The organism is Streptomyces sp. NPDC052101 (genome assembly GCF_040680235.1).
Taxonomy (GTDB): domain Bacteria; phylum Actinomycetota; class Actinomycetes; order Streptomycetales; family Streptomycetaceae; genus Streptomyces.
In genome coordinates this window covers 22,088-35,785 of record NZ_JBFAWH010000055.1, presented here as the reverse complement: position 1 = coordinate 35,785, position 13,698 = coordinate 22,088, and the positions used below count along the sequence as shown (strand labels likewise).

Annotated in this window: 12 protein-coding genes, 1 tRNA gene and 1 pseudogene; 5 read left to right on the top strand and 9 right to left on the bottom strand. The window is 73.2% G+C overall.

The window, feature by feature from the left end:
• Positions 1-83 (top strand): annotated as a pseudogene (locus tag AB0L75_RS41320) (IS5/IS1182 family transposase); the annotation flags it as partial.
• Positions 84-89: 6 nt separating this feature from the next.
• Here AB0L75_RS41320 and AB0L75_RS41315 read toward each other — a convergent pair.
• The gene (locus AB0L75_RS41315) at positions 90-1,040 is read right to left on the bottom strand and encodes a D-2-hydroxyacid dehydrogenase (protein ID WP_365191435.1); all 951 of its coding nucleotides are present in this window, start codon (positions 1,038-1,040) and stop codon (positions 90-92) included.
• 147 nt (positions 1,041-1,187) lie between these two features.
• Between AB0L75_RS41315 and AB0L75_RS41310 the strand changes: the two genes are divergently transcribed.
• The 3 genes from AB0L75_RS41310 (at position 1,188) to AB0L75_RS41300 (ending at position 3,889) form a co-directional block, all read left to right on the top strand.
• Complete coding sequence (locus tag AB0L75_RS41310) at positions 1,188-1,985, top strand: decarboxylase (protein WP_365191434.1); 798 nt, start codon at positions 1,188-1,190, stop codon at positions 1,983-1,985.
• Positions 1,982-2,713 carry a decarboxylase gene (locus tag AB0L75_RS41305; RefSeq protein ID WP_365191433.1) on the top strand — a complete coding sequence of 244 codons (732 nt, stop codon included), beginning with the start codon at positions 1,982-1,984 and terminating at the stop codon, positions 2,711-2,713. Before AB0L75_RS41310 ends, AB0L75_RS41305 begins: the two co-directional genes overlap by 4 nt.
• Before the next feature lie 78 nt (positions 2,714-2,791).
• A complete protein-coding gene (locus tag AB0L75_RS41300) occupies positions 2,792-3,889 on the top strand; it encodes an LLM class flavin-dependent oxidoreductase (RefSeq protein ID WP_365191432.1) in 1,098 nt (365 codons plus the stop codon).
• Here AB0L75_RS41300 and AB0L75_RS41295 read toward each other — a convergent pair.
• Complete coding sequence (locus AB0L75_RS41295) at positions 3,868-5,676, bottom strand: bifunctional diguanylate cyclase/phosphodiesterase (protein WP_365191431.1); 1,809 nt, start codon at positions 5,674-5,676, stop codon at positions 3,868-3,870. The genes AB0L75_RS41300 and AB0L75_RS41295 overlap by 22 nt on opposite strands.
• Before the next feature lie 321 nt (positions 5,677-5,997).
• Between AB0L75_RS41295 and AB0L75_RS41290 the strand changes: the two genes are divergently transcribed.
• The gene (locus AB0L75_RS41290; protein WP_365191430.1) at positions 5,998-7,260 is read left to right on the top strand and encodes a M6 family metalloprotease domain-containing protein; all 1,263 of its coding nucleotides are present in this window, start codon (positions 5,998-6,000) and stop codon (positions 7,258-7,260) included.
• Positions 7,261-7,376: 116 nt separating this feature from the next.
• Here the strand turns inward: AB0L75_RS41290 and AB0L75_RS41285 are convergent.
• From AB0L75_RS41285 to AB0L75_RS41255, 7 genes are all read right to left on the bottom strand, one after another.
• Positions 7,377-7,450 (bottom strand) — tRNA-Lys (locus tag AB0L75_RS41285).
• Complete coding sequence (locus AB0L75_RS41280; protein WP_365191429.1) at positions 7,441-8,010, bottom strand: bifunctional DNA primase/polymerase; 570 nt, start codon at positions 8,008-8,010, stop codon at positions 7,441-7,443. Before AB0L75_RS41280 ends, AB0L75_RS41285 begins: the two co-directional genes overlap by 10 nt.
• Before the next feature lie 178 nt (positions 8,011-8,188).
• Positions 8,189-8,557 (bottom strand): hypothetical protein, encoded by a 369-nt coding sequence (locus tag AB0L75_RS41275; RefSeq protein ID WP_365191428.1) that lies wholly within the window; start codon positions 8,555-8,557, stop codon positions 8,189-8,191.
• Between the two features lie 84 nt (positions 8,558-8,641).
• Positions 8,642-9,982, bottom strand: a complete 1,341-nt coding sequence (locus AB0L75_RS41270) for an AAA domain-containing protein (RefSeq protein WP_365191427.1) — start codon at positions 9,980-9,982, stop codon at positions 8,642-8,644.
• Positions 9,979-11,568 carry a hypothetical protein gene (locus AB0L75_RS41265; protein ID WP_365191426.1) on the bottom strand — a complete coding sequence of 530 codons (1,590 nt, stop codon included), beginning with the start codon at positions 11,566-11,568 and terminating at the stop codon, positions 9,979-9,981. Before AB0L75_RS41265 ends, AB0L75_RS41270 begins: the two co-directional genes overlap by 4 nt.
• The gene (locus tag AB0L75_RS41260; RefSeq protein ID WP_365191436.1) at positions 11,559-12,695 is read right to left on the bottom strand and encodes a hypothetical protein; all 1,137 of its coding nucleotides are present in this window, start codon (positions 12,693-12,695) and stop codon (positions 11,559-11,561) included. Before AB0L75_RS41260 ends, AB0L75_RS41265 begins: the two co-directional genes overlap by 10 nt.
• Position 12,696: 1 nt before the next feature.
• Positions 12,697-13,641: a phosphatase PAP2 family protein gene (locus AB0L75_RS41255; protein WP_365191425.1), complete on the bottom strand. Its 945-nt coding sequence runs from the start codon at positions 13,639-13,641 to the stop codon at positions 12,697-12,699.
• Positions 13,642-13,698: the final 57 nt, after the last annotated feature.

The following is a 13,698-nucleotide window of genomic DNA, read 5'->3' as shown; positions in this document are numbered from 1 at the left end:
GCATCTTCCGCCGATCCCGGTGCAGCCCGAATCGAATGACGTCAATCGCCGCTGCCGTCCTCACGCTGGAGCGGCAACGCTGAAAGAGCTCAGTGGCCGGGGACGTAGCCGCGCTTCTTGTCGACCACGTTCAGGAGAGATCTGCCCGCCGCCCAGCGCTCGTACAACTCGATGAACTGCACACCCAGTTCGTCCCGCCAGCCGACCGTGTCGCCGCTCATGTGCGGGGAGATGATCAGACCGGGCAGATTCCACAGCGGGCTGTCCTCGGGGAGGGGCTCGGTGGTGAGGACGTCCAGCGCGGCGCCCGCGATCCAGCGGCGGGTCAGCGCGTGCGCGAGGGCATCCTCGTCGACGAGCTGACCGCGGCCGACGTTGATGAAGAAGGCCGAGGGCTGCATCACCCCGAAGCGGTGGGTGTCGAACATGCGGTACGTCTGCTCGGTGAGCGGCGCGGCCGCGATCACCCAGTCCGCGCGGGAGACCAGCCGGTCCAGGTCGGCCGGGCCGTGGATGCCGGTCCGGGGCACACGCCCGACCAGCGCCGTCGTCACGCCCAGCGCCTTCAGGGTGCGGACGATCGCCCGGCCGATCGGACCCGAGCCGACCACGCACGCGCGGGTGCCCGCCACCCGGCGGCCCTCCCGGTGCCGCCACGCCCGCTCCCGCTGGTGCTCCAGGGTGCGCGGCAGATCCTTGGCGACCGCCAGCACGAGCGCCGCCACGTACTCGGCGATCGGCTGGTCGAAGATCCCGCGGGCGTTCGTGACCACCGTGTCGGACGCGGCGAGTTCCGGGCACATCAGATGGTCCACGCCCGCGCTCGCCGTGTGCACCCAGCGGGGCCTCGGCCCGTCGCCCGGCCACGCCTCGCGCACGGCGTGCGAGGCGAAATCCCAGATCAGCAGGGCGTCCGCCGCGGGCAGCCGCTCGGCCAGGTGCGCCGCGTCCGTGTGGACGATCCGGGCGCGGCCGGTGAGCCTGCCGAGCCGGGGCGGCGGCTCGGCATCCAGCACGAGAAGCGTGGGGAGGGTCGTCATACGGGGCGGCTCCGAGCGTCTGACGTGCGCGGATTATGCGGAGATTGTGCGCGGATTGACCACGCTCGCACCGGAACCTACCTTCGTCAACACGGGCGTACACGCCATCCCTTGCCCCCTCGTTCTCCGCGTGAGGCGGTGCCAGCCATGGACGTCACCTTTCTCGGCGGCCCCCGCCTCCAGCGCGGAGTGGGAGTCGTCGCCCCTTTTGACTTCGCGCTCGACCGCGAGCTGTGGCGCTGGGTGCCCGATGAGGTGTCGCTGCATCTGACCCGGACCCCGTTCGTGCCGGTCGAGGTGAGCCTGGACCTGGCCCGGCTGGTCAGCGAGCACGAGACGCTCGGCGACGCCGTGCGCGCCCTGACCGCCGTCGCGCCGGAGGTCGTCGCCTACGCCTGCACCTCCGGCAGCTTCGTCGGCGGCGTCACCGGGGAGCGGGCGATGTGCGCGGCGATGAGCCTCGCGGGCGCACCGGCCTCGGTGACCACCTCCGGGGCGCTGCTGGAGGCCCTCGACGAGCTGGGCGTACGCCGGGTCGCGCTGGTCACGCCGTACACGGTGTCCGTCACCCGGGCGCTGGAGGAGTTCGTCGCCGAGGCCGGCGTGCAGGTCACCGGGTGCGCCTTCATGGGGCTGACCCGGCACATCTGGAAGGTGCCGTACCGGGACGTCGTCGGCATGGCGCGGCAGGCGGTCCGCCCCGGCACCGCCGACGCGCTCTTCATCTCCTGCACCAATCTGCCGACGTACGACGTGATCCCCCAGCTGGAGGCCGAGCTGCGGATCCCGGTGCTGTCCGCCAACCAGGTCACGATGTGGGCGGCACTGCGCCGGCTGGGTACCCGAGCGGTGGGGCCGTATCAGGCGCTGACGGACGAGTCGGCGCGTACCTGGCCCCCCGTACTGCCGGAAGAGACACAGGAACACCAAGAAGGGCCGTCATGACCGCACTCGGATTCCTCTACCCGGGCCACTCCGCCGAGGACGACTATCCGCGCATCGAGCAGCTCCTGGGCAGCGACATCCGGGTGGATCTGGTCCACACCGACATCGGCGAGGACGCGCACCGGGTGGCGGCGCTGCGCGAGATGGGTTCCGCCGAGCGGCTCGCGGCGGGCATGGAGAGCCTGCGGCTGACCGGCGCCGAGACGGTGGTGTGGGCGTGCACCAGCGGCGGGTTCGTGCACGGCTGGGAGGGCGCGCAGGAGCAGGTGCGCACGCTCGCCCGGCTGGCCGGGATGCCCGCGTCCTCGACGTCGTTCGCGTTCGTGCACGCGGCCCGGGAGATCGGGGTACGGCGGGTCGCGGTCGGGGCGACCTACCCGGAGGACATCGCCGCGCTGTTCGCGGACTTCCTGCGGGCCGGCGGCCTGGAGGTGACCGGGACGCGCTCCTCGGGGATCATCACGGCCGCGGAGGTCGGCACGTGGGGCGAGGAGGACGTGCTGACGCTGGCGCGCGCCGCCGACGTCTCCGAGGCGGAGGCCGTACTGCTGCCGGACACCGCGCTGCACACGGCCGCGCATCTGTCGTTGCTGGAGAAGGCGCTGTCCAAGCCGGTGCTCACGGCGAACCAGGTGTCGGTGTGGGAGGGGCTGAGGCTGGCCGACCGGCGGGTGAACGCGCCGGCGCTGGGGACGCTGTTCACGAGGGAGCCGATCGTGCAGGTCTGACCCGGCCGGAATAAGCGGAGACTGCCTCCTGTTACGCCGGTGCAGGACACCCCATGCCGCGAAACAGGAGGCCACACCGTGTCGGCAGACGAGGCAGACGAGATCCGGGGCACGACGCTCGGGACCGCCCCCGCCCCCCTCTCCGTACTGGACCTGGTGACCGTCGGCGCGGGCAGTACCGCCGGCGACGCGCTGCGCACCAGCGTTGAGCTGTCCCGTCTCGCCGAGGCGCGCGGCTTCCACCGGTACTGGGTCGCCGAGCACCACTCCATGCCGGGCGTCGCCTCCTCCTCGCCCGCGGTGATCCTCGCCCACCTCGCCGCCCGCACCGAGCGCATCCGGCTCGGCTCGGGCGGTGTGATGCTGCCCAACCACGCGCCGCTGGTGATCGCGGAGCAGTTCGGCACGCTGGAGGCGATGGCGCCGGGCCGGATCGACCTGGGCCTCGGCCGGGCGCCCGGCACGGACGGCGCCACCGCCGCCGCTCTGCGCCGTACCGACACACCGGGCGAGGGCGCCGACGACTTCCCGGAGCAGCTCGCCGAACTGACCCGTTTCCTGGACGACGACTTCCCCGACGGCCATCCCTACCGCCGTATCCACGCGATCCCGGGCCCCGTCCAGGCCACCGCCCCCGGCGGCGTCCAGTCCCCGCACCGGCCGCCGGTCTGGCTGCTCGGCTCCTCCGGCTTCAGCGCCCGCCTCGCCGGACTGCTGGGCCTGCCGTTCGCCTTCGCACACCACTTCTCCGCGCAGAACACCATCCCGGCCCTGGACCTGTACCGGCAGGCCTTCCGCCCCTCCGCGGTCCTCGACGAGCCCTACGCCCTCATCGGCGTCTCCGCCCTCGCCACCGACGACGAGCGCGAGGCCCGCCGCCAGAGCCGCGCGGTGGCCCTGAACATGCTCCGGCTGCGCACCGGCCGGCCCGGTCTCTTCCCCGACCCGGCCGAGGCCGAGCGGCAGCAGTTCAGCCCGATGGAGGAGGAGTTCATCACCTCCTGGACGTCCAACATCGTGCACGGCACCGCCGACGAGGTCCGCTCCGGCCTGGACGACCTCCACAAGCGCACGGGCGCGGACGAGCTGATGCTCGTCTCCCACGCCCACCGCGGTGAACTGCGGCTGCGCTCCTACGAACTGATCGCGGACGCCTACGGGTTGCCGACCGCGTAGGTCTGCGCGCCGAGGAGTTCGGAGATACGATCCGGCGGCACCGGGCGGGAGTACAGCCAGCCCTGTCCGGTGTCGCAGCCGATCCGGCGCAGGCGGCTGGCCTGGGCCGAGGTCTCCACGCATTCGGCGGTGACGGTGATGCCGAGCCGGTGGGCGAGCTGGATCATCGCCTCGACGATGACCTCGTCGGCCTGGTTGGGAGTGATCGCCGGGGACTTGTCGGCCTCGTACTGGAAGCCGCGGACGAAGGACCCGTCGAGCTTGAGCGTCGAGACCGGCAGGCGGCTGAGGTAGGCGAGGTTGGAGTAGCCGGTGCCGAAGTCGTCGATGGCGATGCGCACACCCATGTCGCTGAGCGCCTGCAGGGCCTGCAGGGGGCGGCCGGCCGAGCCCATCACCGCGGACTCGGTCAGCTCCAACTGCAGCAGATGCGGGGCGAGTCCGGTCTCGGCGAGGATCTCCGCCACGTCGGCCACCAGGTCGGAGTCCCATACCTGGCGCACGGCCACGTTCACGCTGACGAAGATGGGCGGGTCGTCCGGGTGGTCGAGCTGCCAGCGGCGGGCCTGACGGCAGGCGGTGTTCAGCGCCCAGCGGCCGAGCTGCACGATCGAGCCGTCCTCCTCGGCCAGTCCGATGAACCGATTCGGCGTCAGTGTGCCGAACTGAGGATGATTCCAGCGGATCAACGCCTCGACCCCGGAGAGGCTGCCGTCCTCCATGCCGACCAACGGCTGGTATTCGAGCGCGAATTCGCCCCGGTCGATGGCGGGGCGCAGAGTGGACGACAGGGCCTGACGGGTCATCCGGTGCGCGTTGCGCTCGGGGTCGAACAGGGTCCAGCGGGCCTTGCCGTCGGCCTTCGCCCAGTACAGCGTCGTATCGCCGGCCTGCATCAGGCCGGTGGCGGTGGTGCCCGCCGCATGGCGTTCCACGACGCCGATGGAGGCGGTCAGGGACAGCCGCTGGCCCGCCAGGTCGAAGGGTTCCTCCAGGGCCCTGAGCGCCGACTCGGCCAGTTCGGCGAGCTGTTCGGTGCCGGTGGAGTCCTCCACGAGCAGCGCGAACTCGTCGCCGCCGAGCCGGGCCACCAGCGGGGTGACGGCGCGGGCGTAGCCGGCCTCGTCGGCCACCCGGGTCAGGCGCTCGGCGACGGCCGCGAGCAGCCGGTCGCCGACCCGGTGGCCGAGGGTGTCGTTGACGGCCTTGAAGCCGTCCAGGTCCAGATAGCACAGGCCGATCCGGCCGGTGCCGCTCTCCTCGTACGACTCCGCCTCCAGCGCGGCCGTCAGCCGCTCGAAGAACAGGGTCCGGTTGGGCAGCCGGGTCACCGGGTCGTGCATCTGCAAGTGCCGCAGCCGGGCCTGGAGTTCGCGGCGGGCGCTGATGTCGGCGACGGACAGCAGCACCCCGGGCTCCCCGTCGCCGAGCGGGGCGATGGTGACCTGCGCCCACACCGAGTGCCCCTCGGGGTGTTTCAGCCGGCGGGTGCAGCGCAGCCGGGCCTGCCGGCCGCGCAGGACCTCGCGGTAGGCGTGCCAGCTGCGGGTGTCCGAGGCCAGGTCCACCAGGTCGGCGGCGACCCGCCCGATGAGTATGTCCGGATCGGTGCCGAGCAGCTCGCCGAAGGCCGCGTTGGCGGCGGCGACGAGTCCGGCGCGGTCCACGACGGCCATGGCGACTGGGGCGGCCGCGAAGACACGCTGGTAGGTGGTGTGGTCACTGTCTGTTACGGCTGACCGGTCGAGGTCTGCCGCGGGCGTCGGCCCTTCGGACGTTCCGCTCACCGCTCGCTCCCGCAGTGCACTCGATCGCTGTCCGTGCCGGAAAGTGTGCCGATCATAGAGGCTGGCCCCGGGCCCTTCCAGCCACTCTCCAGTGTCCCGGACCGGACACGGTTTCTGACAGATCGTTTCTGCCCGCGCGTGGGCGGCTTCTTCGGGCCCCCGACCAGTTGTGACGTTCCGTGAGTGTTTCGGGGTGTCGAGCGCCGGAGCGCGCAGGCGCGCCCGACGGCGCACTCACCCTGGTGGTGCAGAGAAACAGGGCATAGCCAAATAAATACCAGCAATCTGGATCTGGGTCCCCGCGAACCGCGTCCGGAGGTCATGTCCGTGCCCAAGCTGCGTAGCGCCGCCGCCATGTGCACCACGCTGTCGGCGCTCGCCGCGACATCGATCCTCACCGGCCCGTCCGCTGCCAGGCCCTTCTCCACGACCCCCTGCGCGCTGCACCGGACCGACGCCCACCACTCCGAGGGTGTGGACAGCTGGGACCGGGAGTACACCCGCCCGACCGGCCCGCAGGACGCCGTGCTCGTCTTCCTCTCCTTCCCGGACGCCACCCCGAACGCCACACCCGCCGAGCTGACCGCTGACCACTTCCCGGCCACCAGCCACTACTTCGAACAGGCTTCCTACGGCAGGTTCACCCTCCGCCCGCACCCGCTGAAGCACTGGCTGCGCATGCCCCGGCCGTCCACGGCGTACGCCATAAGGCGGGACTGGAGCGTGGAGGACCGCGCCGCCTATCTGCGCGACGCGTTCGCGGTCGCCGACAAGGAGGTCGACTTCTCCCGCTACCAGGTCGTGTACTTCGTCGCCGACCCGGACGCGCCCGGCGTCGACTCGGACGCCACGAAGGTCGTGAACCTGGACACGCCCATGCGTGTGGACGGCGCGGACATCCGCCGGGTCGTCACCGTGTTCGAGAAGCATCCGCCGGACCGGCTGGTCCTCGCCCATGAGACCGGACACGTCTTCGACCTGCCCGACCTCTATCACCGCCCGGACGACGGCAAGGGCGACTGGGACACCTACGTCGGCGACTGGGATCTGATGGGCAGTCAGTTCGGGCTCTCCCCCGACCTGTTCGCCTGGCACAAGTGGAGGCTCGGCTGGCTGGACCCGCGCCAGGTGGTGTGCGTGCGCGGGACCGGGACGACCCGGCTGACCCTGGAGCCGCTGGAGGTCGGCCCGGGGATCCCGATGCAGGGCGCGGCGGGCCCCCCGGCCTTCGGGCTCGGGCACGGGGTGAAGCTGGCGATCGTGCGCACCGGGCTCGACAGCGCCCTGGGCTTCGAGGCGCGCGGCTCGGCCGGCAACGACCGCGCCGGCTGCCGGCAGGGGGTGCTGGTGTACCGGATCAGGAGCGGGGCGGAGTCCGGCGGCGGCCCCATGGAGGTCGTCGACGCCCACCCGCGCACCGAGGCCTGCTGGGAGAGCTCCGTCTACCCGCCCCTCGCCGACGCCCCGGTCGCCCTCGGCGAGAGCTTCACCGTGCCCGGTGAGGGCGTGAAGGTGGAGGTGGAGGGGAGGACGGTCTCGGGGGCCTGGACGGTGCGGATCACGCCAGGGGCACATGACGACTGAGCGCGGCTGTCCGCTGCCGGATGGCCGCCGCAGCGCTGCTGTATCGCTTGTATCGCCGCCGTATACGAAAACGGCGGGCCGGATTCTTTCGAACCGGACCCGCCGTCTTCTTCGCGTGCGCCGCCAGGGACTCGAACCCCGGACCCGCTGATTAAGAGTCAGCTGCTCTAACCAACTGAGCTAGCGGCGCCTGCTGACGTCGTAGACCTTAGCATCCTGTTCGGCGGGAGGAAAAATCGATATCCGCACCGCCGCGCGGGCGGCTCGTACCGCCGCCCAGAGGACGACCTCCGGCCCCGGCAGCCAGGGATGACGGGTGTCCGGCGCGACCAGCCAGCGGGACGCGCCCGCGCCGTCGCCCCCGCCAGGCGCCGGGACGGTCACCGCGTCGCCCGTGCCGTGACACAGCAGCGGCGGCACGGCCTGCGTACGGTGCGAGCCCCACTCCTCCCACGCCAGCAGCGAGGGCAGCCGCTGGGCTGTGCCCGGAGCGGCGAACAGCAGCACACGGCCGCGGAACATCGCGACCGGGCCCGAGCCCGGGCCGTCGTCCCACAGCCGGTCCAGCATCCGGCGGCCGAAGATCGCCGGGGCGCTCACCACGTCGAAGACGGTGCCGCAGGGCAGGACGACCGGGGTGTCCGGGCGCTCCTCCCACAGGGCCAGCGTGCTCCGCGGATACGTCGCCGCCGAGGCGAGCCAGTCGACTCCGTCGGAGGTGACTCGGGTGACGTTCGGTGCGCTGCTCATGCCACCTACATGTACCGACTGTGAGCGGGCAGTTCTTCTGAGTTGCCGAAAATCGGGACAGGTGCGGTGGCGGAGGAGTATCTTGCCCGCCTGGCATATGCCGAACGGGGTTACTCGTGAGAATTGCCCGCGCGGGCGGGCGACGCGGGCGCCCGGTCACACGGGCCGACGGACGCGGTCACACGGGATCGGCGGACGTGCGCCCCTCGGCGCTCCCGCGCATCAGGTCCCGCCCGAACTCGACCATCCTCTTCGCGTAGTCCTCGGTCCACTCCGCCTGCTCGGCGATGTCCGCCGGGGTCAGCCGGTCGAACCGGCGCGGGTCGGCGAGCTGGGCCGCCGCGACGGCCTGGAACTCCACGGCCCGGTCGGCGGCCGCGCGGAAGGCCTGGGTCAGCTCCGTGGCCCGGGCCAGCAGCGCCCGGGGATCCTCGATCGACTCCAGGTCGAAGAAGTGCTCGGGATCGGCGGCCGCCTCCGCGGGCTCGAAGATCAGGGGCGCGGGGCGTAGCCGCGGTTCGTTGCGACGCGGCGTGGGCTCCGCCATGTCTCGTCTCCTCCTCGTACGGTTCGCTGGGCACCGCCTTCAGGTGGGCCACCGTCCATTGTCCCGCGCCCCCGCAAGGGGCCGTCATGGCCGAAAGTCGACCCTGTGTTCCGCCAGGTGCGCCAGCACCGCGTGATTCGCCTCCCAGCCATCGGGAAACTTCACCAGCGTGCCCAGCTGGACCGGTTCCGTGGACGGGTAGTCGTCCAGGAGGTCGCCGACGCCGGCGCGGCAGACCACGATGCAGGCGTGGCGGTGGCGGGAGGCCAGCACGCACAGGCGGCCGGTCTCCAGATGGAAGGCGGTGGCGTCGGGGCGGCCGGAGAGCGGGTGCAGGACGACCGTGATGTCGTACTCCCGGCCCTGGAGGCGGTTCGCGGTGTCGACCGTGACGTCCGCCACGCCCAGCTCGGCGAGTGCCGCGCGGACCGCCGCCGCCTGGTCGCGGTGGGCCGTGCCGACGGCGACGCGGTCGGGGGTCAACGCCACGGGCTCCTCGGGCGCACGCTCCGACGTCGCCGCGCCGCCGCGGTCCAGCAGCCTGCGTACGACCGTCGCCACCGCGCGGACCGCCTCGGGATCCGTGCGCGGGGTGTGCCGGGCGGGCAGCTCCAGCAGCCCCCAGCCGGAAGCCGCCGCCTCGTCGATCACCCGGTCCGGGCCGGAGCCGTCCGAGGGGACCGCGAAGGTCAGCCGGCGGTCGCCGTGGCCGGTGCCGCTGCGGAAGGGGGTGTACGGGTAGAACGCGTCGGAGACCAGCGGCGCCGCCGAGGCGGGCAGCCGCCAGGACACCGGGAGGCGGTGCTGCGGCAGGCCGGGGTTGTGGGCCAGCAGGGTGGTCACGGCGGAGGCCGAGGGGTCGTACGACAGCCCCGCCCACTGCTCGCTGCCGACGGTCGCGAACGGGTCCAGCTGACCCGGGTCGCCGACGAACAGTGCCCGCTCGAACAGGCCGGCCACGGCCAGCAGCGAGTCGGAACGCATCTGGTACGCCTCGTCCACGATCGCGTGCCGCCAGGGCTCGTCGACCTTCACATGCGCCCACTTCGCCGCCGTGGACAGGACGACCGGCAGGCCGTTCAGGTCGGCGGCCTTCGCGGACGTGCGGACCTGCGGCAGGTCGTCCAGCGCCTTGTCATAAGGGTCGCCGTCGCTGCTGTGCAGGCGGCCGACCGGCAGGTCCGGGTCCTTCTCGGCGAGCCGGAGGACGAGGTCGTCCACCTGGGCGTTCGTCTGGGCCACGATCATCAACGGGCGGCCCGCACCGGCCAGTTCGAGGGCCGCGCGCACCACGAGCGTCGACTTGCCGGCGCCCGGCGGCGAGTCCACCACCACGCCCCGCTCGCCGCCGTGCAGCGTGTCGTCGAGGATCGCGTCGGTGGCGCGGGCGGCAGCGGCTCCGGCATCGAAGTCCACCGTCGTCACAGCACGTCCTCCTCGGTCACGGTGTCGGGGGCCTCCGGCGCGGACTCGCCCGGCGGGCCGCCGTGCGTCCACGGCGTCGCCTCCGGATCGGGCAGCTTCGTGCCGCCGCGCTGCTCGTGCTCGAAGAGGGTGAAGCAGACCCGGTCGCCCTTCTCCGGCACCGAACCGGGCTCCGGCTCCTTGCCGCGCCCCATCTTGTCCAGGACACGCAGGACCAGCACACCCTCGGCCTCGAATCCGACCAGCTCCGCCGACTGCGGCTTGCCGCCCAGCGAGCGATACACCTTCGTGCGCTCCGCGAGATGCGGCCGGTCGTCCGTGCGGACCGTCACCAGCGGGCGCGGGCTCGGCCGCTTGCCCTCGCTGTACGCGGGGACGACATCGGTGACCTCGCCCGCGAACGCCTCCCCGGCCAGCCGCCGCCCCGCCATCACCAGCGGGTCGTCCAGGGCTTCCTGCGCCTCCAGCCGGGCCTGCTCGCGCTCGCGCGTGGCCAGCTTGTTCGCCGCCGTCACCGCGTCGTCCCGGCGCGGCTGCGGGGGCTCGCCCGCCAGCACCCGGTCGCGGTGGCCGGTGAAGGACCAGCGGTCGCGGGTCCAGCGCTCCTCGGCATGCGCCGCCTCGGGCAGCGCCCGCAGCAGATCCAGGCCCCGCCACACCGCGTCCCAGGTGGGCCGGGTGCGGCTCTCCACCAGGTCGAGGACCTCCCGCTCGGCCGCCGTGAGCGCGGCCAGCCGGTCGTCGGCGGCCAGGGCGTCCTCGGCCGCGGCGAGCGCGGTGCGCGCACGGTCGTAGCGCTCGATCGCCGGGGCCAGCAGCCTGTTGTCGAACGCCGGGTCGGTGGCGGGACCGGCCGGCGGGCACAGCAGCTGGCCGGCGGGGTCCCGGGCGAGTTCCGCCCGGCGCGCCGCATCGGCACCGCCGGTGCCCTCCGGGGGGTCGATCCAGGCGAGCAGCGCGCCCAGATGCTGGTCCTCCAGCCCGGACTGGCCGGTCGCCCAGTGCCGGGACAGCACATCGGTCAGGGCGAGCAGGAGGGAGGAGCCGGGGACCCGGGACCGCTCGCCGTAGTGGGTCAGCCAGCGGCCCAGCAGCGGCACCCGGGGCGGCGCCGGATAGGGCGCCTCCGGGTCCTGCTCGGCCGTACGGCGAAACCGCATCGAGCGGCCGAGGAGCCGTACGAAGTCCAGGCCCGCGCGGCTCGGCACGATCAGCTGGGGGGCGTCCGCGCACAGCTCCGCCTCGACCTTGACCCGCTTGCCGGTCTCCGGATCGGTCTCGGTGCGCTCGGCCGCCTCCACGGACCCGGCGTAGGAGTCCACGTACGGCAGGACGGTGTCGGCCAGGTCGGCGAGGAACGTGAAGCGCAGATCCCGGTCGCGCGGCTGCGCTACGACCAGCAGGCGCGGGGCGTCCCGGTCGGTGCCGACCAGCGCGCCGAGCGGGGCGCCGGCCTCACCGGCGGTGGTGAGCGGCACGAACACCAGCGGGCGCTCGGACAGATGCCGGTGCCGCACGGTCGCGGCGGGCTGCGCGCGGCCGCTGCTGACGGCCTCGAGCCGGGCGAGGGTGGCGATCAGGGACACGGGGCCGCCTCCCGGTGGGCCGCGTCCGTCAGCGCCTCCGCGCGCAGGGCCGCCGCCCGGCGCAGGGCCGCGACCGCCGGGTCGTCCGGGTCGCCCCGCTCGCCGCGAGCCGTCGCGAGGACGTCCTCGACCGTGGTCAGACCGCCCAGCTCCGCCCGCAGCGGTCGGCCGAGGCGGGTGACGGCGCCCGCCTCACGCGAGCGCTCCCGGCAGTGGAAGGCCAGCTCGCAGACGGACAGGCACTCCGGCGCGTAGGCCGCAGGGACGGCTTGCACGGCCGCCGTCAGCTCCTCGGCACTCCGGTCGGGCGCGAAGCACATGCCCTCCGGCAGCCCCTCGGTGATCTCCTCGATCCGGGTGAGCCGGGCCAGCTGGCGGGCGGTGACAGCGCGCTGCTTGCGGACGTCGACAGCACAGCCCGCGGGCAGGTTGGAGAAGTCCTTCGGACACACCAGCAGCACCCGGTGGTGCACGCGCGGGACGGGAGCGCTGTCCGGGGCGCTCCGCTTCTGGGGCACCTCAGCCGGGTCCGCGCCTAGCCGCCCGGCGACCGCCTCCAGGGCCAGGACGTAGACCGCCGCCTGGCGGGCCGCCGCGCCGACCTTGGCCGGATCCGCCGAACCGTCCAGCATCGGGAAGGACTTGATCTCCACCACGGACCAGCTGCCGTCCGGGTGCACCACCACCGCGTCCGGCTCCAGGAAGGCGAGCGAGCCGGCTACGTCCAGCGCCAGCATCGGGTGGTCGAGCAGCGTCCAGCCACCCGCGCGCGTGGCCTCGCGCAGCGCCAGCGCCGTACGGGCCGTACGCCCCTCGGGGCCGTGCGCGGTCAGGTCGGGTACGGCGGCACCGGCCGGCGGCTCGGCACCCGGGTCGAGGCGGGTGTGCGCCAGCCGCAGCAGCTCCGCGCCGCCGTCGGCCTTCACCCGTGCCTCGAACGCGTTGCCCCGGGTCAGCGCGAACTGCGACTGCCCGAAACCGGACGGCGCGCCCAGCGCGCTCGCCAGCCGCGCCTTGTCCACCCCGGCGCCGTCCAGGACCGCCCGCCGCGCGCACCCGGGGTTCGCGGCGAGCGCCGCGAGGGCGCGCGCGTCCAGGGACTTGGCCGGTACGTCGGGACCGCGCAGCTCAGCGAGCCTTCGCCGGAGTCCCTTCGCCCGCGTCGCTGGGGGAGGCGTCCGGTCCGGCCCCGGCGTCGAGCTGCGACTCGCGCTGCCGTGGAATTCGCTCACCCGCGGAAGTCTGGCATCCGCCACTGACAATCGGGGACCCCGTGCCGCCCGCGACGGCCGTGGTGCGCGGGATCAGCCGGGACCGCAGCAGGTCCAGGCCCCGCATCACACGCGGCGCCAGCAGCAGGCCGACGCCCATCACGGCGACACCGGCCACCGCGTCGAGGAAGTAGTGGTTGGCGGTGCCCATGACCACGAGCGCGGTGCCCAGCGGGTAGGCGACGCCGAGGATCTTCGCGAGGCGCGTGCCGCCGTGCCGCCACAGCATCACGCCGCACCACAGCGCCCAGCCGACGTGCAGGCTCGGCATCGCCGCGTACTGGTTGGTCATCCCGCCCATGCCGCGCGGCGCGCTCGCCTGGCCGCCCCACCAGCCGTACGAGCTGTAGTGCGCCATGGTGTCCACGAAGCCGTGCCCGGCGGAGAGCAGCCGGGGCGGGCAGGTCGGCAGCAGGGTGAAGCCGATCAGACCGATGAACGTGGACGTCATCAGCCAGGTGCGGGCCCGCCGGTAGTGCTCGGCGCGGGCCCGGAACAGCCAGATCAGGATGGCGGGCGTGACCAGGTAGTGCAGCGAGGCGTACCAGAAGTCCGCCGGCACACCGAGCCAGGGCTCACGGGTGAACAGCCGGTTGAGCGGGTGCTCGGCGTTCAGGTGCAGCGTCTTCTCGATGCGCAGGATCGCCAGACCGTGGTCGACGGCGGAGGTGACGTCACCGCGCGCGAGGAGGCGTCCGGCCGAGTAGCAGCCGTAGACCAGGAGGATCAGCGGCAGTTCGGTCCACCACCGCAGCCGGGTACGCGGGACCCCCTCGGTGCCCGGTGTCTCGGTCTGCGGCATCCGATCGCCCTCCCCCTTCTGCTGTACGGCGCGCCCCGGCGGGCGACCGTGCCACTT